The organism is Telluribacter humicola, assembly GCF_017355935.1.
Lineage (GTDB): Bacteria > Bacteroidota > Bacteroidia > Cytophagales > Spirosomataceae > Telluribacter > Telluribacter humicola.
This window is the reverse complement of record NZ_JAFIQT010000001.1, coordinates 731482-752597: the sequence shown is the minus strand read 5'-3', so window position 1 is coordinate 752597 and position 21116 is coordinate 731482. Positions and strand designations below refer to the sequence as shown.

Genomic DNA, 21116 nt, shown 5'->3' with positions numbered 1-21116 from the left:
CTGCAAGTATATGCAAATTTGTAAGTAGAAAAGAAGAAATAGTTGCATTTACATAATCTCATTCGCCTATTCTTTTCTCATGTTTAAGGACGAACGTCAACGCTGGATCTTAGATAAGCTTGATAAGGACAAGAAGGTATCACTGGTTGCTGTAAGTCAGGAACTGGATGTCTCCTACGACAGTATCCGGCGTGACATCATTGAGCTGGAAGAACGGGGACTTCTGAAAAAAGTGCATGGAGGTGCCATTGCTAACTCTTATTTCTCTATTGAGGCACTTAATAGCCCGGGATGTTCTGACGCTGATTTCACCCCCCTAGCCGAAAAGGCACAGTCTCTGCTTCGAAGCAGGCAGACTATCCTGATGGATGGAGGTACAACAAACCTACATATCGCCAGGTATATTCCCCATCATCTGGAGCTAACTGTTATAACCAATAGCCCTCCACTGGCTATATCCCTGACCAGCCACCCACTGGTAGAGGTAATCTTGCTGGGCGGTTCGGTTATCAAGCGCCACCAGATTACACTCGGCAGCGAAACCTCCAGTCAACTACGCCACTTCAAGGCTGATCTGTACTTTATGGGAGTAGCAGGCATACACCCTAAAGAGGGACTTACAGTCTGTCACTATGAAGATTCACGACTTAAGCGGCAGATGATGCACATTGCCAGCCACACAGTCATCTGCACAACGTCTAAAAAAATTAATAAGGTAGCGGCTTATCAGGTGTGCCATCTTTCGGACATACATACCCTAATTACCAGCGGCCCGGCTACACAATGTGAGATCGGAAAATGGCCGACCCCTCCTATGCAAATTCTATAAGAATTACTACCTGAGGTAGCCAATCCATGCGTAACTTTGGGGATATTCTGGTTCTTAGTTACGAAGTATGACACCTCTTCCCTCTGTTACAAATGCTGATCTGGAGCAACTGGCCACTCAGCTCGACGGTGAACTCCATTTTGATAGTACCATGCGTACGGTGTACGCCACTGACGCCTCCGCCTACCGCGAAATGCCCCTGGCCGTGGCTATGCCTTCTACTCATGAGGATCTGAAACGACTCATTGCCTACGCAAGCCAGAAGAGGATATCTCTGATCCCGCGCACGGCCGGTACTTCGCTGGCCGGACAGGTGGTAGGAAGTGGTATAGTAGTAGATGTTTCGCGTAAGTTTAACCGCATTCTGGAGATTAATGCCGAGGAGCGTTGGGTACGGGTAGAGCCGGGCGTAGTACGTGATGAGCTCAACATGGCCCTGAAGCCCTACGGCCTGTACTTTGGCCCCGAAACCTCCACGGCCAACCGCGCCATGATTGGTGGTATGGTGGGGAATAACTCCTGCGGCTCCAACTCCGTAGTCTACGGCAGTACCCGTGAGCACCTGCTGGAGGTAAAGGCTATCCTGGCTGATGGCTCCGAAGCGACCTTCGGTCCCATGACGCCGGAAGAACTACGGGCCAAATCGCAGAGTACCCGTGGGGTGGAAGCGCAGATTTACCGGAAGACGGTGGAGGTACTGGCTAATCCGGAAAACCAGGCCGAGATCCGCCGAAACTTCCCGAAGCGGTCCATCGAACGACGCAATACCGGCTACGCGCTGGATATGCTATTGGACTGTCAGCCTTTTACTCCCGACGGCCCTGCCTTCAATATGTGTCGGCTTATAGCCGGTTCGGAGGGTACCCTCTGCTTCCTGACCGAAATAAAGGTCAATATAGTACCCCTACCTCCCAAGACGCAGGGACTGGTATGTGCTCACTTCAATACCATTGATGAAACACTACGTGCTACGATTATTGCGCTGAAATATAAGCCGCAGGCCGTGGAGCTGATCGATAGCTACGTACTGGAATGCGCGGCGGCCAATCCGGAGCAGCGCAAAAATGCCTTCTTCGTAAAGAATACGGATGCTGGCGAGTACCCGGCTATTCTGGTAGTAGACCTGTCGCGCGAAACTACCCAAGAGGTAGAGCAATTGGCGGCAGATATGGAAGCCGAATTGCGGGCAGCCGGACTGGGTTTTCACTTTCCGCTACTATTCGGTGAAGATACTAAGAAGATATGGACCCTGCGTAAGGCGGGTCTGGGTCTGCTGGCCAACCTGCCCGGCGACGAAAAGGCCGTGGCCGTGATCGAGGATACTGCCGTGGATGTGTACGACCAGCCGGACTACATCCGCGACTTCAACGATATTCTTAAAAAACATAATATGTCGGCGGTGCACTACGCGCATGCCGGTTCGGGTGAGCTGCACCTGCGCCCCATCATTAACCTCAAGACCAAAGAGGGACACCAGCAATTCCGCCTCATTGCGGAAGAGATAGCGGCCCTGGTGAAGAAGTACGATGGCTCTTTATCGGGTGAGCACGGGGATGGACGTCTTCGGGGTGAATTTATTCCCAAGATGGTGGGTGAACACAATTACCAGCTTTTTAAAGAAATAAAACGGGCCTGGGATCCTCAAACTATATTTAATCCGGGTAAGGTGGTCGATACTCCGCCTATGGACACGTTCCTGCGGTACGAGGCTGACCAGCAGACACCCGAGTTCAAGACCTACTTCCGCTATCCCGACCAGGACGTACTGCAGCACGCCGAGCAGTGCAACGGCTCCGGCGACTGCCGCAAAACGCAACTGAGCGGAGGTACCATGTGCCCCAGCTACATGGCTACCCGTAACGAAAAGGACACCACCCGCGCCCGGGCCAATATCCTGCGCGAGATGCTGACCCGCTCAGACAAGGAAAACCGCTTCGACCACCACGAGATCAAGCAGGTGTACGACCTGTGTCTGGCCTGTAAGGGCTGTAAGGGCGAATGCCCGTCCAACGTCGATGCGGCCAAGCTCAAGATGGAGTTTCTGCAGCAGTACCACGATGCCAACGGTCTGCCGATGCGCTCGTGGCTGGTGGGTAACTTTTCCAAGATGACCGGCCTCGCCAGCTATGTACCCTGGGGCTATAACCTGATCTTTAAAAATGCTCCGCTGCGTCGGGTGGCTAATAAAATAGTAGGCTTCCACCCTGACCGCACCATGCCCCTACTGCACAGCACAACGCTGAAAAGCTGGCATACCAAGCGCCAGAAAACGGCAAAGACAGATCGGCAGGTATACCTGTTCTGCGATGAGTTTACGAACTTCAATGATGTAGAGATCGGTCAGAAGGCCATCATGCTGCTGGAAAAACTAGGCTACGAAGTAGTTATCCCCGATCACGGCCCATCGGGACGTCCTCAGCTATCGAAAGGTATGCTGCGGGATGCGAAGAAGATCGCGGATAAGAACGTGCGGATGCTCAAAGATGTCGTATCATTCGAAAGTCCGCTGATCGGTATCGAACCTTCGGCCATCCTCACCTTCCGTGACGAGTACCCCGACCTGGTAAGTGAAGAGCTGATTGAGGATGCCAAAGCCTTGGCTAAGAACACGCTGCAGCTGGATGAATTCATTGCCCGTGAGATGGATGCCAAGCGCATATCCAAAAGCTTATTTAAGCAGGAGAAGAAGCTGATCAAGCTACACGGTCACTGCCAGCAGAAAGCGATATCGAGCCTGGTACCTACCAAGAAGATGCTCTCGCTACCCGAAAACTACACCGTACAGCTGATCCCATCGGGATGTTGCGGGATGGCGGGTTCGTTTGGCTACGAAGAGGAGCACTATGACGTTTCTATGAAGATCGGTGAACTGGTCTTGTTCCCAACGGTACGTCAGCAGCCCGAGGAAGTCATCATTGCCGCGCCGGGTACCAGTTGTCGTCACCAGATCCACGACGGTACGGGCCGCCGCGCCATGCACCCGGCCGAGATCCTGTGGGAGGCACTGGTGTAGAGACGCAGCATGCTGCGTCTCTACACTATTACGGTTCTACATAATCCAGCTCCTTGCCGTAGGTTTCCTCCATGAACCAGAGCGAGAATATTGCTAATGCAAAGCAAAGGGCTCCCACCATGGCCCCGGCCTCTATCACGCCCCAGGAAGGCTTGAGGTACTGGTACAGGGGCAGGGTGAGCAGCACAGTAGCGCGCACATTATTGGCTACGGAAGTCGTAACGGTAGCCCGCAGATTGGTACCGAACTGCTCGGCCGTAGTAGTCAGGAACATGGCGATATAGCCAATCGAAAAGCCCAGCCAGGCGTAGCAGGCATAGAGCGTACCGGCCGAGCGGATACCTCCGTACAGGAGCCACACGCATCCCACAAAGGTCATGGCTATCATGATACCAATGGCCTTACGGCGTGAGCGCAGCCACTGGCTCAGTAGTCCGCTGAAGAAGTCACCCAGTACCACCCCAATGTAGGTATACAGTACCGTACGCCCGGCCTGTACCTCTTCGGTCAGCCCCAGCGCCTTGGCAAATTCATTCCCAAAGGTGGCGTAAATCCCAATGACGAGGTAGGTAGGCAGAGCCATGCCCATACAGCGCAGGTACCGGATCAGCCGCGAGCGTTTGGAAAATATCGTCCACCACTGCCCTCGCTTTACGCCCTGCTCTACCCGGTCAAAGAGTATTGACTCCAGTACATTCACCCGCATCGCCAGCAGTACAATACCTAGTCCACCGCCGATCCAGTAGGCCGTACGCCAGTCGGACAGGGATACGGTAAAGAAGGCCGCGATAGCTCCCAGCAAGCCTACACCCGCCACCACGGAGGCTCCGTAGCCGCGTAGCTCTTTGGGAAGTATCTCGGCAATAAGGGTGATACCCGCTCCCAGTTCACCAGCCAGCCCCAACCCCGCCACAAAGCGTAGCAGCGCGTATACTTCAGGATTATTCACAAAGCCACAGAGAATATTAGCGATGGAATACATCAGAATGGAGCCAAACAGGACCGAGCGTCGCCCCATCTTATCACCCCACACGCCCCAGGCGAAGCCTCCGAGCAGCAGCCCTGCCTGCTGCCAGTTATACACCCGAGCCCCCACTATCGACACCTCCTCTTCCGACAGGCCCATGTCCCGCAGGCTGGGTACCCGCACGATGTTAAATAGGAGCAGATCATATACATCTACAAAGTAGCCCAGGGCTGCTACAATGACAGGAAGGCTTAGTACGGTGCGTAAAGTACTGGGTTGAGTAGAGGAGGTAATCATAGTAAGGTATTAGCTGATAGCTGTTAGTAATTAGCTTATGGGTTCGGGAGAAACACTTATGAGGAATACAAATCCAAAGAAGAGTAAAGAAATTCTGAGCACCTCCATACGTTCCTCCCTTTACTCCGTGTCGGCCGTCGGTGTGGTAAAAATAGTAGTTTGTAGCATCTATTGTATCTACTCGCGAATGGCCTGTTAGCTACTACCTACAATAACCGCCGAACGTTAGTCGATCGGCGGCTTCCTTCTCATGCTTTTTACGGTAGACTTTCGCTGCTTTTCCTGTAATCGTTCTACTACCGATGCCTTAGTCGGGCGGGTGGCTTTCCGCTTCTTCTGTACGACAAAGGCTTCCCGGATAAGGCGGTCAAACTTTTGTAGTACTTTATCCTTATTAGCCAGCTGACTGCGCTCCGTCTGGTGGTAAAGTACCAGTACCCCCTCCTGCGTCACTTTATTCGCCAGCTTTTCCAGCAGCAGGGCTTTATCCTCCTCACTCAGTTGGGCCGAGTTAGGGATATCAAATCGTAGTTCTACCTTAGTCTCTACTTTATTCACATTCTGCCCCCCTTTTCCACCGCTCCGGGCGGTCTGAAAAACGAGTTCAGGATGTAGCTGTTCAGGATTGATCATTACCAGTCTAAATTAATCTCTGTTCCACTTCATAAAATTCCGTACCTCCGTAAAGTCTAGTTGCTCGTACAAAGGTTTACCGGCACTCGATGCGTTGAGGGTGACGGATACAATTTCCTCCTGCCGGCACCAGTCCAGGATGGTTTCCATGATGAACCGCGCCAGTCCCAGTCGGCGGTACTGGGACTCCACGAATACATTCAGAATATGTACCTGCTTATCCGACTTGCAAACACCGCCCTTCCCATCCGGAAAAGGCGCCACGCGCCGAAGCAGCAAGCCTCCTCCCCCTACTACGGTGTCCGGCTCGGAGGCGGGAGCCACTACCCAGCCCAGGTAGCTCCCGGCCGGAACGGCTTCCCGGAAGTAGTCCAGCCCCAGCTGGTACATTTCGTCGTAGCTCTCGGGGCGGATGTCTTTCATGGCGAGCCACATCTGGCTGCGGTGCCGGCTCAGCGCCTCTACATCCAGTACGGTAGCGCGTCGAATTATAAAATCAGATCTTGAGGGTCGGGTAATCATGGCAATAGGTCTATTTCCACAAAATACAGCGTTTAAAGCCGTATTGTAAAGTCTTTTGTCAATCTGCTTTTTCACTATCTTGTAAAAAACTATTTAGCCTATGGAAACCAACTACCTCGACAGCGTAAAGAAGCTGTTTCTTTACTACAAAACAACGGGTGAGAAAGCAATGGCGCAGGTACCTGATCAGGGACTCCACTGGCAGTACAACGGGGAGTCGAATAGTATAGCCGTTATTGTAAAGCACCTGTGGGGCAATATGCTCTCCCGCTGGACCGACTTCCTCACCTCGGACGGCGAAAAAGACTGGCGCGACCGGGATGGCGAATTTGAGGTAAATCAGCTCAATAGGGACGAACTGCTGCAAATGTGGAATGAGGCATGGCAGTGTGTACAAGCCGCGCTGGACTCCTTGCAACCCGAGGATTTGACACGCATCATCTACATCCGGAACGAAGGCCATACGGTACTGGAAGCCATTAACCGGAGCCTGACGCACTACGCCTACCACATCGGGCAGATCGTGTATATCGCCAAACAACTCACGGATGCAGACTGGCAGTCGCTGACCATTCCCCGCAACCAGTCCAGGAGCTTTAACCAGGAGAAGTCGGAGCAGTCGAGGGAGCGGAAGCACTTTACCGACAATCTCTAATCCGGTTTGCATAGCTTTACGGGGTTTAGCAACATTCCTTCTTCACAACGAGTTGGAGAGGTACAGTTGATACCAATTTGCTATACCATGGCGTTTCGCTTTTTAAGAAAGCCCACCTTTGGCGGCCCGGTCGCCTCCTATACCTTGCTCCACTTTCCCCTGCGTCATGTCCGCTGGGCACTGGCCCGGATGGGTGAGAGCCGCCTTACCCTATCCCCGCCGCCGGGGGCGCTGTTCAGCCGGATGATGGGTTGTGGTCGCCACGGGTTCAGCCCCCTGCCTGATCTGCGCCGCTACGCGCTGGTGGCTTCCTGGGAAAGTACCGATGCTGCCCTCAACTTTTTTGGATCAGACTCTTTTGCCCCTTATACCGCCCATACCACCGAGCACTACACCGTACTGATGGCTCCCATACAGTCGCACGGGCAGTGGGACGGGATTAACCCCTTTGCTACCGCAGAGGCGGCCGCCGCTACGCCGGGCGCATCTACGCCTGCTGTGGCCTCGCCGGAAGATCCGCTGATGGTACTTACCCGCGCTACCATCCACACCCGCAAGTTGCTCGATTTCTGGCGGCATGTACCTCAGGCGCGGGCAGGTCTGAAGGGCTCACCGGACCTGCTCTACGCGCAGGGCATCGGTGAAAATCCGTTTACGCAGCAGGCTACCGTCAGTATCTGGAAAAACAGCACCGCTGTCCGCCAATTTGCCTACCAGCGAACCTCTCACAAGGACATCGTACGCCTGACCCGAGAGCGCAACTGGTACCGCGAAGAACTCTTCGCCCGCTTTCTCCCCCTGGCTACTCAGGGTACTATGGAGGGGAAGGACCTACTGGAGGAGTACCACCAAATTTATACCTAGAAGTCATGTACTAATTTTGTAGATTTAGGTGCTACCTAGCCCTCGTGAGGCAGTAGGTACGGCTGAATATAACTTCAGCCATTGAGTTGAACTTCGGCATGAAGTACCTATCGAGTGGTTTATTTGAATAAAATCTATAAGCAATGCACCTGTCACGTTCCCTCCTCCCCATTTACGCCCCCCCCGTCCTGATTATCCTGCTCTCCGTGGGGCTGGCGCTAAGTCCGTTGTTGAGTCAGCAGCCAGCTTTGGCTATGGGCATTACCTACGACCTGACCCTGTCGGCACCCCTGGTGTACCTATTCCTGATCAGAAATAAGCGCATCCCTAAGATCACGGTGGTACCTCTATTTGTACTGGGTATTGTACTGGCCAGTCTGCTCCTGCCTGCGCATCAGCAGTACCACCTGGGGCTGGTGACTACCTACCTGCTGCCAATGGTGGAGCTGGTCCTACTGTCAGTTATCTTCTATTATGTCCATAAAGCGGTACGTACCTTCCGGCAAAGCACCGGTGAGAGTCAGGATTTCTACCTCATCCTGAAAAAGAGTGCGGTCCGGGCGGTAGGGTACCCGCGTCTGGCGAAAGTACTCGCTACCGAGATAGCCATGCTCTACTACGCGCTACTGGCCTGGAAAAAGGCGCCCCGGTCTCAGCAGAGCTTTACCATCTACAAGGAGAATGGCGTAACGGCTCTGTTGGGTTCTATCCTCTTCGTGGCTACTATCGAGCTTTTCATAACCCACCTGCTCCTCACGCGCTGGAACGCGACGGTGGCTTGGGTGCTATCCGGCCTAAGCCTTTACGGTATGCTGCAGATCCTGGGCCACCTCCGGGCTCTCCGCAGAAGGCACCTTGAAATAAAGGACAACCGGCTGTTACTTAAGTACGGTCTGTTTGGTGATATGGACATAGAATTGCGGCAGATACAGCGGGTAGAGCTTACGACCAATCTGGTGAATGAGGCGGATAAAAAGGTAGAGCAACTGGCGCTGCTGAAAGCGGTTGAAAGTTATAATGTAGCCCTTTACTTTACCGAAAAACAAACTATAGAAAAGGCATACGGTATCAGCAGGGAATGTGACGTAATACTACTGCACGTTGATAATAAGGAAGAGTTTGTGGAAAAGCTCCATCGGGCTATAAGTACCTGCTAGATTTGCAGGCCTGCCTATCCTTAGGACTAATAACTATTGGTAGCTAAAGTCGGTTTACCTACCATCAGTATGCGCTAACCCAAGGCTAATGATAAAGTTGTCTTTTGTAGTACCCATCTTTCTGTTCAGCTTACTCTTTGCCTCATCTACCTTTGCTCAATCGGATAGTACATTGCACCAACCGGCTCGGATTACTGTCTCTGGATTTGTGGATGCCTACTATGCCTATGACTTCAATAGGCCCCGTACAGGCTACCGGCAGCCATTCCTCTACAACCACAACCGGCACAACGAATTCAATATCAACCTGGGCTTTGTCAGAGCGAGTGTGGAGCACAGCCGGTACCGGGCCAACCTGTCCCTGCAGACAGGTACCTACCCCAATGACAACTACGCCGCCGAACCGGGTACCTTTAAAAATATATTCGAAGCTAATGCCGGTATTGCCCTCAACCCGACCAGTACCCTGTGGCTGGATGCGGGAGTGATGCCCTCCCACATTGGTTTTGAGAGTGCCGTCTCCCTCGACAACTGGACCCTTACCCGCTCTATCCTGGCCGAAAACTCCCCCTACTTCCTGACCGGTGCCCGGCTTAGTTATCAGCCCAATGAAAGGTGGCAGCTGGCGGCGCTGGTACTTAACGGCTGGCAACGCATCCGGCGGTTACCCGGCAACTCGCTCCTGTCGTTGGGAACGCAGGTGAATTACAGTGCAGGAGATGCCGTAACCCTGAACTGGAGCACCTTCATTGGCACCGACAGTCCTGATTCTACGCAGCGGATGCGGTACTTCAATAACTTTTACGGGCAATTTCAGCTTAGTCCGCGGCTGGGACTCATTATAGGATTTGACGTAGGAGTACAGCAAAGGACGAGGCAAAGCAGTACCTACGATGCCTGGTTGAGCCCGGTTGTAATAGCCCGCTATGCCTTCACTGACCGCTGGGCCACCGCCCTGCGCGCTGAGTACTATCAGGACCCGACGGGCATCATCATCTCCACCGATACACCCAATGGGTTTAAAACAACGGGCATTTCACTGAACTTGGACTACTCTCCCCTACCTAACATGGCTTTGCGGGTAGAGGGGCGCTGGCTCAACAGCCGGGACAGGCTATTTGAAAGAGGCAATAATTTAGTGAATGATAACTTCTTCCTTACTACCTCGTTAGCTGTGAGGTTTGGAAAAGCCGTGGAGGATTGATGAATCATCAACCTCCGCGGCTCTGTCCGCTCTTTTTACAGGTTCTAGTATTAGAAGACATTCACATTCAAGCCAGCCCGAAACGAGAAGTTCTGGTCCAGGTAGGGGTTACCGGCTGCCCATCCGGCGGTTTTAGCAGTGACGGCCCCATTCAGGTGGACTGACTTTGAGATTCTGTACTTCGTAGTAACATCCAGTGATCCACCGGCCACGCTTTCCGTAGCAAAGTAGCTCTGGTCTTTGGGCTGCATCCATCCCTTCAGGTGTACTGATACCAGCCATCTGTTTGTCAGGGATCCGTCTATGAGGCCCAGCTCTACACCCGGCATAGTCATGTTACGATTAGAATACCGATGAAAACCAACTACATACTTTCCATAGTACATCTGAATAGGTACCAGCAGGGCCACATCGTTACCGAAGTGCGTGGGATAGTACTGTCCCATGAAGTTGAATGAGAAATGGGCGCCCAGGTTGATGCGGTTGATGAAGAATATTGCAGGATTTATAAAATTGATCAGCGATAGCTTCTTCTGTTCCCGCAGGAAATCCTGCGCTTCGGGCGAGAGGTCACTGAACCCTACGCGTCTGTTCACGCCCTCTCCGTTAGGGAACTTGTCTCTGTCCTCATAGGGCTTGTTCGGGTTGAACATATCATACGCCCAGGCCGTAAAGTCGGAACCCGTGTAATCCCTTTGCTCCGCCTTAGGATTTTCAAAATCCGGCGCTCCATCCTTCACCATATCCGTAGCTTCACTGGTCGAAAAGGCGAGGTAATTGTAGACGTAGTAGGCATTGTACAGGTACAGCGCATTTTTGTAAGCGGCTCGGCGGAAGAAGAAGTCCTGCTGGAAGTTGGTCTGGGTACTCAGGTTTTCGGCATGTACGCCGGCTACGTACGAGTAGAGCAGTCCTGACAGATTGGTGGATTTCAGGTGGGACAGCTCCTCGTCTTTAACTCCATATACCGTACCATCCCAGCGGCTCCCGATCCAGTTTCCATTCTTAGACGATACACCATTCACTCCCAGTACCGACCGGTGAAACTCCTCATGCGCCCAGATACCCAAAGGGATGGGCAACTCGCTGCCGTACTTGGCAAAACCTAGCCCCAAGGCATAGTTCAGCGCCTGGTTGGCTACATTCCTCCGGCTGAATCGGGACTGCCACTTGACGGGCTTCACGATAGCGTTACCTACTTTACTAAGTCCGTAAAAGCCCAGATCATAAAAATCATTACTTAACTCCAGAGCCTGGTTCATGGAGGGGTACGACCGGACGATATCTTTGTTTTGAGGCATATCGATAACGGGTACCTCTAATCGGAGTTTATAAACAGTCGTGTCTTGGGCAAGAACATGGGTGGCTATCAGGCATAGTACTACCAGGATAGCAGAGATTGCTAACTTTTTCATGGCTAAATAAGTAATTAAACTATTGGTTTGAAGAAATTTTAACGGGGGCTTGATTTACTAATTGAAGGGCTGTCTCAAGAGCAGGATCTTTTCCGGCCAGCAGGTCTGCGATGGTAGGCACTACCTCATGGTCGGGTATCACGCCCCGGTGCTGCAGGGCTGGATTGTTAACCGCCTGATGATACCTCCACAGCGGAATACCCAGCACCAGGTTGGTACGCGGAAGGTCGACAATAACGAAGAATCCACTGTTGTTCGTAGTATATCCACCGCCGGTCTCCTCTCCAATGAAGGTAGCCCGCTTATGGTAGTGGGCAATAGAGGCAAACTCGGAGGTCGCAGAAAAGCTATGCCCATTGGTCAGGACATAGACTTTGCCCTTATAGGAGTCTTTCTGGGGCTTCTGACGCTTCAGGTTGCTGTGGTACTTCCAACGGTACTCGCCATCTTTCTTGGATAGTATCTGTCTGTAAATCCCGAAAAACCAGGGCGTATAGGCGTGTTCCGAGAAGCTGAACTTCTTGCTGGTGTTGGTCGTGACCTTGGTGTAGTAGTCATACGGCTTGTCGGTCAGGTACGAATACAGGAGCGATCCGTAGCTATCCATTCCGCCTTCATTGTTTCTGACATCAATAATCAGCGAGCTTACACCTCTCTTGTTGATCTCTTTGAACGACTCTTCCAAAAACTTCTCAAAACTAGATTCCTTACTTTCAAACCAGAATGTTTTCAGCGTAAGTAAAGCGGTACCATTTTCCAGGAATTTAAGCGCCAGCTGATTTTCCTGAAGATGTTTTAAATCACTTTGAATACCTTTATTCACCACATCATATTCAGCACCATCCAACTGAGCCGTTTTTATATTTCCGGCAGCATCTTTATATTCGACAGCATACGAAGGTGTTTCTTCAATAAAGGTAGAATAGTAGCCACTAAAATAATTAGTCAGCTCAAGGTACTTTCCCGTTTCGGTAGCTCCATCCGCAAAAGTCACGTAATCAAAAAGCTGATTTACTATTTCGCCAATTGGTTTTTTATTGATAGAAATAATTTCAGCACCAGCGGGCATAAGCTCTCTACCCGAATAATTCTTCCAGGCAAAGACTCCCTTCTTAGTAAAGTAAAGTTTGAGCGGGAGTAGCGTATTCTGGTGAAAAGGAAATTTAATATCCTCTTTATTCTTCACCATAAACTTCACATGCCCGCAACCAATCATGGTAACGATCGGAGTCAGTAACTTGTAAAACTCCTGTTGACTAAAAGGCCTGGTAATGGATTGGGCAGCCTGATTAAAGGCGCTATCCATCTTCGCCTTTGACGTGTGGGTATACAACCCGGGATGCGCCTCTTCCAGCGCCGTACGAAATAGTTTCAAATCCTCTTTCAGATACTCCGTCGGTATCTGGGTGGGAGGCTCGGTAGCCTGTCCCATGCACGAGGGCAGGGTCAGACAGAACATAAGCAGCAGATAAAGTTTCATTAGCATTTTCATGGCTTTTTCTTTTAACTCTGCTGCAAAAGTGGGGGGTAAAATGGTCTCAATCGTCTGAACCGATAAGTTCAGACCACTACTTTTTGCCCCGATACGAACTGTGAGGGGGTAATCCCGGTAATTTTCTTAAAAACGGAGTTAAAAGTAGCCTTAGAGCTGAAGCCAGCCTCCATCGCTACCGCCAGAATAGTATAGTGCTTGTATTGCTCGTTGAGCAACAGCTCCTGTGCGGCCTGTACCCGGTACTCATTGATAAAGGTGAAGAAGTTCTTTCCGAGCTTGTCATTGATCACCTGCGACAGATGGTGCTTCGGGATACCCGTATCATCCGACAGGTTCTGAAGGGTATAGTCGTTATTGAGGTAAGGCTTACTGGTATCCATGTACAGCAGTAACTTGTCTGTGTATTCAGTAGCCAACTCATCAGGTATACCCGACTTTTCATATTTGACAGGCTCCGCACTTTCAATAGGCTCAGGCGCGGTAGCGATAGTAATAACCGGTTTATCTGTCCGGGCAAATTCTTTATTAAATATCTCGGGTTGCGAAAGCGCTTTGTAGCCTATCCAGTAGATACAAATAATGACGCCCAGGTAATGAAAATGGTACGCGTCTTCGACAAAAGGAATATTGAATTTCTTACTATAAAATACAGCAACCGAAAATAGCAGTAACGCAAAAATGAACGTAATAAGCTGCTGTAACCAATTAAGTTTTTTCTCTTTTAGCTCCGAAAAATTATGGAGGATATTTTTCTTGTGCTGATGAATATGTACCAGAGCTAAAATGGCATAGGTAATATGGATAAAATTCGTTAGCTGATTTAATATACCAAAATCATCCAGCGAAGCTTTATCAAAATTAGTAAGGTACAGTCTTTTCTCAGAGGCTGATTTGAGATAGTAGGGTAATAGCAATATGAAATACGTCAGGAACGGAATAAAGTGCACCAGGTCTTTCAGCCAGAATCGGGGCTTCTCGCTAGAAACCTTTACCGTAAACAGGTAGATCAACGGACCGAACAGAGTTGGCAGCAGCCAGCCCACCTTACTCAGATGGGGAAACCTCAGAAAAAAGTCGCGGGTATCAAACCCCACCAGGACCGCCTGAGCAGATACCACGATAAGGAGGACCGCCAGCAGCCTGTTAGCTAGCTGGTTTTTCTTTTGTCTGACCAGCAAAAAAGACACAAGTGCCCCCTGCACAGCACCCGCGGCCAGTATTATCTGCAGTAAAAACATAGGTACTCTAATTATTTATACAAAGAAAGAGAGGTTTTGGCAAAGATCGAGTACCAACCCCACTCATTTTAAGCCTACTGTGCCTGCTTATTACCCATTCCTCTGTACGATACCTTTTCCCTGTGTTCCAATTGTAGCTTGTGGGTACTCCTACTGGTTGATTCAGTACATAAATACATCTTACAAAAGCCGCCTCAACCAGTGAGGCGGCTTGCTAATCAGCAGCGAAGCATTTTACTGTTTATAGATATAATTCGCTTCCTTTCTCTAGAAACTCATTGCTTTTCTCAGCCAGTCCCTGATGCAGGGCTTCTTCCTCGTTGGTACCCATGGCGTCGGCGTAAGCTCTTACTTCCTGCGTGATCTTCATGGAGCAGAAGTGGGGACCGCACATCGAGCAGAAGTGGGCCACTTTGGCGCCTTCGGCCGGTAACGTCTCGTCATGGAACTCCCGGGCCGTATCCGGATCCAGCGACAGGTTGAACTGGTCGTCCCAGCGAAACTCGAAGCGGGCTTTGCTCAGGGCGTTGTCGCGGTACTGTGCTCCCGGATGTCCCTTGGCCAGGTCAGCCGCGTGGGCGGCAATTTTATAGGTGATCACCCCATCCTTTACATCCTTCTTGTTGGGGAGTCCCAGGTGCTCCTTGGGCGTCACGTAGCACAGCATAGCGGTACCGTACCAGCCAATCATGGCCGCTCCGATGGCGGAGGTAATATGGTCATAGCCGGGAGCAATGTCAGTCGTCAGGGGCCCCAGCGTATAGAAGGGCGCTTCCTGACAGTACTCCAGCTGCTTCTCCATGTTCTCCTTGATCAGGTGCATGGGTACGTGGCCGGGGCCTTCATTCATGACCTGCACGTCGTACTTCCAGGCCATGCGGTTGAGTTCGCCCTGCGTCTTCAGCTCGGCAAACTGCGCCTCATCGTTGGCATCGGCAATAGAACCGGGGCGCAGGCCATCGCCCAGCGAGAAGGCTACGTCATAGTCTTTCATGATCTGGCAGATCTCCTCGAAGTGGGTGTAGAGGAAGTTTTCCTTGTGGTGAGCCAGGCACCACTTCGCCATGATAGAGCCTCCGCGCGATACAATACCCGTTACACGCTTAGCCGTAAGCGGAATATAATGCAGCAGCACGCCCGCATGAATGGTGAAGTAGTCTACCCCCTGCTCGGCCTGCTCAATAAGGGTATCTCTGAATATCTCCCAGTTCAGCTCCTCGGCTTTTCCGCCTACTTTTTCCAGCGCCTGGTAGATGGGTACCGTACCAATAGGGACGGGTGAATTGCGGATGATCCACTCCCGGGTTTCGTGAATATTCTTCCCGGTTGATAAGTCCATGATGGTATCAGCGCCCCAGCGGCAGGCCCAGACGGCTTTTTCTACCTCTTCTTCTATGCTGGAAGTGACGGCGGAGTTACCGATGTTGGCGTTGATCTTGACCAGGAAGTTACGGCCGATGATCATGGGTTCGCTCTCCGGGTGATTGATGTTGTTGGGGATGATGGCCCGACCCGCTGCCACTTCCTGTCTGACAAACTCAGGCGTAATAAGTCTCTTCGGTGTATTGGCGCCAAAGCTGTTGCCCTGGTGCTGCTTCCAGAGCTCGTTGTCCTGACTGTACAGCTTTTCGAGTCCCTGGTTTTCGCGAATCGCTATGTACTCCATCTCAGGAGTTATAATCCCTTTCCTGGCGTAATGCAATTGCGTCACATTGGCTCCGGCCTTAGCTCTCAGAGGCTGGTGCCGGTGCTCAAACCGCAGGTGATCCAGATTCGGGTCATTCAACCTTTGTCGGCCATAATCCGAAGAGATCTGCTCCATACGCTCGACATCGTTACGGTCCAGTATCCATGACTCCCGCAACTTAGGTAAGCCTTTTCGTACATCAATGGTGACGCTGGCGTCGGTGTAGGGACCGCTGGTATCATATACATATACAGGGCTATTCTTTTCTACCTTACCACTGAATTTGTGGAGGGTATCTCCTACCTCTATTTTTCGCATGGCTACCTGTATGTCATGCAGCTCTCCCTGTACATATACTTTCTCTGAGCCCGGAAACGGGTCACAGGACAAGACATTGGTCGATGGAATGGTATCTTGTTTCATGATTTGTTCAGCTTATGTGGATTGTAGAAATGATTTAATGGGCCGTTTCCTGCGCCTACCTGTACATCTTTGCCCTGCTCAATGGCCTCCTGCACGTACTGAATGGCTTCCCGGACTGCTTCGACCAGGGAGAGGCCCCGTGCTACCCAGGCAGCCACCGCCGAAGACAGCGTACAGCCCGTGCCGTGCAGATTGGTACTTTGGATAAATTGGGAGGTAAATACCTGTTCAAGACCCTGATGGTCCACCAGTACATCGTGCAGGTGGGAGCCTGTCAGATGACCACCGGTAATCAGTGCTGCCTTGCAGCCCATACTGACTAGCTGCCGAGCCGCCACCTTCATATCGTCAAGTCCATTGATAGGGGTACCCGTCAGGGCCATTGCTTCACTGATGTTAGGCGTGATCAGCGTACAGAGGGGCAACAGCTTTGACCGGTATACCTCAATGGTCTCATCGGTTACGAGCTTGTGACCACTGCTGGATATAAGCACCGGATCGAAAATGACAGGAACCGGATATTCTCGCAACGCTTCGACAATGGCCTCCGCTACTTCCAGATTGGGTACCATACCTATCTTGACAGCCGCAGGTTGAAGATCATCCAGGACGGCTTTGATCTGCCCGCTCACTATACCGGCGGGTATGCAATGGACATCCTGTACCCCCAGCGTATTTTGTACGGTAATGGCCGTGATTGCCGTGGTACCAAAGCAGCCTAATGCCGAAAACGTCTTCAGATCGGCCTGGATGCCTGCCCCGCCGCCACTATCTGAGCCGGCTATGCTCAGTATGGTATGATAACGATAGCTCTTCATGGCTGCTTTACTTTACATTTTTCAACTACGTTTCTGAGCTCCTCGGCCGCTCGGGCCGGATCAGCCGCCGAGCAGATCGCCGATACCACCGCCAGACAGTCGGCCCCGGCTTCCACGATTTGCCGGGCGTTGTACAGATTAACGTTGCCTATGGCCACGATAGGCTTTGACGTAAGCATCCGGGTCCTGCGGATGCCTTCCAGCCCCCACTCCGTAATGGTGTCGGTTTTAGTAGCGGTTGAAAAAACAGGACTCAGCGCTATGTAGTCCGACAGTTCGGCATGTTCATTATGGATCTGATCCTCCTGCTCTACCGAGTAGCCCAGTACCCCGCACTGCTGCCACTGATTCCGGATAGTACGGGGAGCCACGTCACTATTGCCCACATGGATACCGGCGGCTCCGCAGCTTTGGGCCACGAGCAGATTATCATTGATGATCAGGGGTACCCGGTAGCGGTCCAGCAGCTCTTTTAACTGCAAGGCTTTACGAAGGAAAATAGCATGGGAAAGCCGCTTCTCTCGTAGCTGAACCAGATCCACGCCACCTTTGACCGCCTGCTCTACCACCTGCAGAAGAGGCCGTCCCAGGCAGGCCTCTTCGTTGGTGACCAGGTACAGCGAATAATCAAAGGGCCGCCTCATGTTGCTTCACGTGTAAGCGTTCCATAAACTGCTCTTTTGTAACGGCATACAGAGCATCCAGAAAATGCACTTGGAAACTGCCGGGACCGGTGGCTTTTTCGGCGGCCAGTTCTCCGGCTACGCCCATTAGGGCCATGGCAGAGGCAGTCGCTTCAAAGGGAGTAACTTTAGGAAGGGCGCAGAAGGCACCAATCAGTGCGGTTGCAGTACATCCCATACCCGTTACCCGGGCCATCATAGGATGACCATTTTCAAGAGCCAGCAGTCTCTCCTTGCTTACAATCAGATCGGTAGCGCCGGAGATACATACCACGGAATCTAAGGTATTGGCCAGGGAGGTAGCTGCATCAAGGGCTTCGTTGCTTTCATGCGTACTGTCCACGCCTTTGGTCTGTACACTTACCCTGGCTACTGACATGATCTCGGAGGCATTGCCTCGAATGACGGTGGGCTTGAACTGCGTCGTCAACAGGTTTACGACATTGTTACGGTAGGGCGTGGCACCGGCTCCTACCGGGTCAAGTACCCAAGGGGTACCTACTTCTTCGGCTTTGGTCACGGCCCGTTTCATGCTTTCTACCCAGTACTCGTCAAGCGTACCGATATTGACCACCAGCGCTCCCACGATGGAAACCATATCCTGCATTTCAGGATGGGCATGAGCCATGATGGGGGAAGCACCTGCGGCCAGCAAGGCGTTGGCCGTGTTGTTCATTACTACGTAGTTGGTGATGCTGTGTACCAGGGGGGACTGCTCGCGAACCGCGAGAACATTGGTCCAGAGTTGCTCCTTCATAGTTCATTTAATTTTTCAGAAAAAATAAATGGCTAAGGAGCTTCCAGGAGATGGAAGATTACACGAGAAGATATTCATTACTTTTCCCTTCGCCAGCATTACCCGGATCAGGTTCAAAGGGTATTATCTCAGCTCCTTAACGGAACACCCCTAAAGCCGATGCAATGTAAATGAAATATTAGCAGATAAGGAAAAAAAGCCTGAAAAATGTGCGGGTGAATTAGTAAAGGGTGCACTAAAAAATAAGCCAGTGGAGAGCTGGATAAATCGTCCTCCACTGGCTTGATCAGGTATGATACCTGTTAGCTATTATACCTTTTGCTTCAGGCGCTCTTTGAGTTGCTGCAATTCGTCGCGGAAGCGGGCTGCCTGCAGGAAGTCCAGATCCTTGGCGGCAGCCTCCATTTTACGCTGCGTCTCGGCAATGATAAGCTGCAGATCATTCTTACCCATGTACTGTACCACCGGATCGGCCGCGATACGGATCTCCTCGGGCTCCACGTACATCTTACGTACCTTGGAATCGGCTACTTTGGTCTGCTCCATAATGGCCTCTCTCGACTTCAGCACCGTACGTGGGGTAATGCCGTGCTCTTCGTTATATTCCATCTGGATGCTACGACGACGGTTGGTTTCATCAATGGCTTTCTGCATAGATCCCGTCATTTTATCAGCGTACATAAGTACCTTGCCCCGCTCATTACGGGCGGCACGACCGATGGTCTGGATCAGCGAACGGATATCCCGCAGGAAGCCTTCCTTATCAGCATCCATGATCGCCACCAGCGATACCTCGGGCAGGTCAAGTCCCTCACGCAGAAGGTTCACTCCTACCAGTACGTCGAAAACACCCAGACGTAGTTCGCGCAGAATCTCCACCCGGTCTAGTGCCTTTACTTCGGAGTGAATATAGCGGCAGCGTATCCCTACTCGGTCGAGGTACTTGCTGAGCTCTTCGGCCATACGCTTGGTCAATGTTGTCACCAGTACCCGCTCTTCGCGATTGATGCGCGTATTAATCTCATCTAGAAGGTCATCGATCTGGTTCAGGCTCGGGCGTACTTCAATCTCGGGATCAAGCAGACCGGTCGGACGGATAATTTGTTCCACCACTACTCCGTCGGTACGGCGTAACTCGTAGTCAGAGGGAGTAGCACTAACAAAGATGGTCTGGCTGGCCATATCCTCAAACTCCTGGAAGGTAAGCGGCCGGTTGTCCATGGCGGAGGGGAGCCGGAAACCGTAGTCAACCAGGGCTTCCTTACGCGAGCGGTCACCACCCCACATGGCGCGTATCTGCGGCATGGTTACGTGGCTTTCATCTACCACCAGCAGGTAGTCGTCGGGGAAGTAGTCGAGCAGACAGAAAGGTCGCTGCCCCGGCAGGCGGCGATCAAAGTACCGGGAGTAGTTCTCGATACCGGAGCAGTATCCTAGCTCCCGCATCATCTCCAGGTCAAATTCCGTCCGCTCCTTGATGCGCTCCGCTTCCAGCAGGCGTCCTTCCTTCGTAAAATACCGGATCTGGGCCACCAGGTCATCCTGAATCTCCTTCATCGACTGCATAAGCACATCCCGGCCCGTTACGAACAGGTTGGCGGGGAAAACAGCGATCAGGCGTTCGCTGGACAGTTTTTTACCGTTAGAAGGGTCAATGCGCTGTATTTCTTCAATCTCGTCACCGAAGAAGATAAAGCGGTAGGCAAAGTCGGCATAACCGGGGTATACATCCACCGTGTCGCCCTTGACCCGGAAGGTACCACGGGTAAACTCTACTTCGGTACGGCTGTACAGGATCTCCACCAGCCGGAACAGAAACTGGTTGCGGCTGATCACGTCACCCACGCTTACGCGTACAATGCTCTTTTTGTATTCCTGAGGGTTACCGGCACCATAAATACACGATACCGACGCTACCACCAGTACATCGCGCCGTCCACTCATAAGCGACGACACCGTCGATAACCGGAGCTTGTCGATCTCTTCGTTGATGGCGAGGTCTTTCTCTATGTACGTATTGGTAGTGGCTATAAAGGCCTCAGGCTGGTAGTAGTCGTAGTAACTGATGAAGTACTCGACGGCATTGTTAGGGAAGAATTGCTTAAACTCACCGTACAGCTGAGCGGCCAGCGTCTTGTTATGGCTTAGTACCAGCGTAGGACGGTTGAGCTGCGCTACTACGTTGGCTACGGTAAAAGTCTTACCAGAGCCCGTTACCCCCAGCAGCGTCTGAGCACGTTCCTCTCTTTTGATTCCTTCCAGCAGTTGTTGTATAGCCTGGGGCTGGTCGCCCGTAGGCTCATAATCAGAGACAAGTTCAAAATTCATAAATAGCCTTTCGAAGGTTAAGCTTATGATCAGGTACTTTAAGCAAACGCTGCCACGTCAGTAGTCATTGTTCCGAAAAGTACCATTAAATCCAGTATATTAAAACATTGAATAGGGTATCAATAGTTCGG

The 21116-nt window shown here is 51.7% G+C and carries 17 protein-coding genes and 1 riboswitch; of the genes, 6 read left to right on the top strand and 11 right to left on the bottom strand.

From position 1 onward, the window contains the following. Nucleotides 1-79: 79 nt before the first annotated feature. Nucleotides 80-829: a DeoR/GlpR family DNA-binding transcription regulator gene (locus JUB14_RS03475; RefSeq protein ID WP_207504371.1), complete on the top strand. Its 750-nt coding sequence runs from the start codon at nt 80-82 to the stop codon at nt 827-829. Nucleotides 830-896: 67 nt separating this feature from the next. Continuing rightward, on the top strand, nt 897-3842 hold the full coding sequence (locus JUB14_RS03470; protein ID WP_207504370.1) for an FAD-binding and (Fe-S)-binding domain-containing protein: 2946 nt from the start codon (nt 897-899) through the stop codon (nt 3840-3842). Between the two features lie 28 nt (nt 3843-3870). Here the strand turns inward: JUB14_RS03470 and JUB14_RS03465 are convergent, their stop codons facing one another. The 3 genes from JUB14_RS03465 to JUB14_RS03455 all read right to left on the bottom strand — a co-directional run bounded on the left by JUB14_RS03465 (nt 3871) and on the right by JUB14_RS03455 (nt 6261). Then, a complete protein-coding gene (locus JUB14_RS03465; RefSeq protein ID WP_207504369.1) occupies nt 3871-5106 on the bottom strand; it encodes an MFS transporter in 1236 nt (411 codons plus the stop codon). Nucleotides 5107-5331: 225 nt separating this feature from the next. Next, nucleotides 5332-5739, bottom strand: coding sequence for an alternative ribosome rescue aminoacyl-tRNA hydrolase ArfB (gene arfB / locus JUB14_RS03460; protein ID WP_207504368.1), 408 nt, complete (start codon nt 5737-5739; stop codon nt 5332-5334). A gap of 12 nt (nt 5740-5751) precedes the next feature. Further along, nucleotides 5752-6261 (bottom strand): GNAT family N-acetyltransferase, encoded by a 510-nt coding sequence (locus JUB14_RS03455; protein WP_207504367.1) that lies wholly within the window; start codon nt 6259-6261, stop codon nt 5752-5754. Between the two features lie 100 nt (nt 6262-6361). Here JUB14_RS03455 and JUB14_RS03450 point away from each other — a divergent pair, with 100 nt between their 5' ends. From JUB14_RS03450 to JUB14_RS03435, 4 genes are all read left to right on the top strand, one after another. Then, the gene (locus JUB14_RS03450) at nt 6362-6916 is read left to right on the top strand and encodes a DUF1572 family protein (RefSeq protein ID WP_207504366.1); all 555 of its coding nucleotides are present in this window, start codon (nt 6362-6364) and stop codon (nt 6914-6916) included. 87 nt (nt 6917-7003) lie between these two features. Further along, complete coding sequence (locus JUB14_RS03445; protein WP_207504365.1) at nt 7004-7780, top strand: hypothetical protein; 777 nt, start codon at nt 7004-7006, stop codon at nt 7778-7780. A 143-nt stretch (nt 7781-7923) separates the two neighbouring features. After that, nucleotides 7924-8937 (top strand): hypothetical protein, encoded by a 1014-nt coding sequence (locus tag JUB14_RS03440; RefSeq protein ID WP_207504364.1) that lies wholly within the window; start codon nt 7924-7926, stop codon nt 8935-8937. 88 nt (nt 8938-9025) lie between these two features. After that, complete coding sequence (locus JUB14_RS03435) at nt 9026-10141, top strand: porin (RefSeq protein ID WP_207504363.1); 1116 nt, start codon at nt 9026-9028, stop codon at nt 10139-10141. Nucleotides 10142-10191: 50 nt separating this feature from the next. Here the strand turns inward: JUB14_RS03435 and JUB14_RS03430 are convergent, their stop codons facing one another. From JUB14_RS03430 to uvrB, 8 genes are all read right to left on the bottom strand, one after another. Next, complete coding sequence (locus JUB14_RS03430) at nt 10192-11556, bottom strand: hypothetical protein (RefSeq protein ID WP_207504362.1); 1365 nt, start codon at nt 11554-11556, stop codon at nt 10192-10194. 19 nt (nt 11557-11575) lie between these two features. Then, entirely contained in the window at nt 11576-13036 is a 1461-nt protein-coding gene (locus JUB14_RS03425; protein ID WP_207504361.1) for a S41 family peptidase, read from the bottom strand. 80 nt (nt 13037-13116) lie between these two features. Beyond that, nucleotides 13117-14289, bottom strand: a complete 1173-nt coding sequence (locus tag JUB14_RS03420; protein ID WP_207504360.1) for a helix-turn-helix domain-containing protein — start codon at nt 14287-14289, stop codon at nt 13117-13119. A 241-nt stretch (nt 14290-14530) separates the two neighbouring features. Further along, nucleotides 14531-16399 carry a phosphomethylpyrimidine synthase ThiC gene (gene thiC / locus JUB14_RS03415; RefSeq protein ID WP_207504359.1) on the bottom strand — a complete coding sequence of 623 codons (1869 nt, stop codon included), beginning with the start codon at nt 16397-16399 and terminating at the stop codon, nt 14531-14533. Next, complete coding sequence (gene thiD, locus JUB14_RS03410) at nt 16396-17217, bottom strand: bifunctional hydroxymethylpyrimidine kinase/phosphomethylpyrimidine kinase (RefSeq protein ID WP_207504358.1); 822 nt, start codon at nt 17215-17217, stop codon at nt 16396-16398. Before thiD ends, thiC begins: the two co-directional genes overlap by 4 nt. Further along, nucleotides 17214-17861, bottom strand: a complete 648-nt coding sequence (gene thiE, locus JUB14_RS03405) for a thiamine phosphate synthase (RefSeq protein WP_207504357.1) — start codon at nt 17859-17861, stop codon at nt 17214-17216. The genes thiD and thiE overlap by 4 nt, the downstream gene beginning before the upstream one ends. Continuing rightward, nucleotides 17845-18657: a hydroxyethylthiazole kinase gene (gene thiM, locus JUB14_RS03400; protein ID WP_207504356.1), complete on the bottom strand. Its 813-nt coding sequence runs from the start codon at nt 18655-18657 to the stop codon at nt 17845-17847. Before thiM ends, thiE begins: the two co-directional genes overlap by 17 nt. A gap of 67 nt (nt 18658-18724) precedes the next feature. Then, a riboswitch (TPP riboswitch) is annotated at nt 18725-18819 on the bottom strand. Nucleotides 18820-18966: 147 nt separating this feature from the next. Continuing rightward, on the bottom strand, nt 18967-20985 hold the full coding sequence (gene uvrB / locus JUB14_RS03395; protein ID WP_207504355.1) for an excinuclease ABC subunit UvrB: 2019 nt from the start codon (nt 20983-20985) through the stop codon (nt 18967-18969). Between the last annotated feature and the right edge of the window lie 131 nt (nt 20986-21116).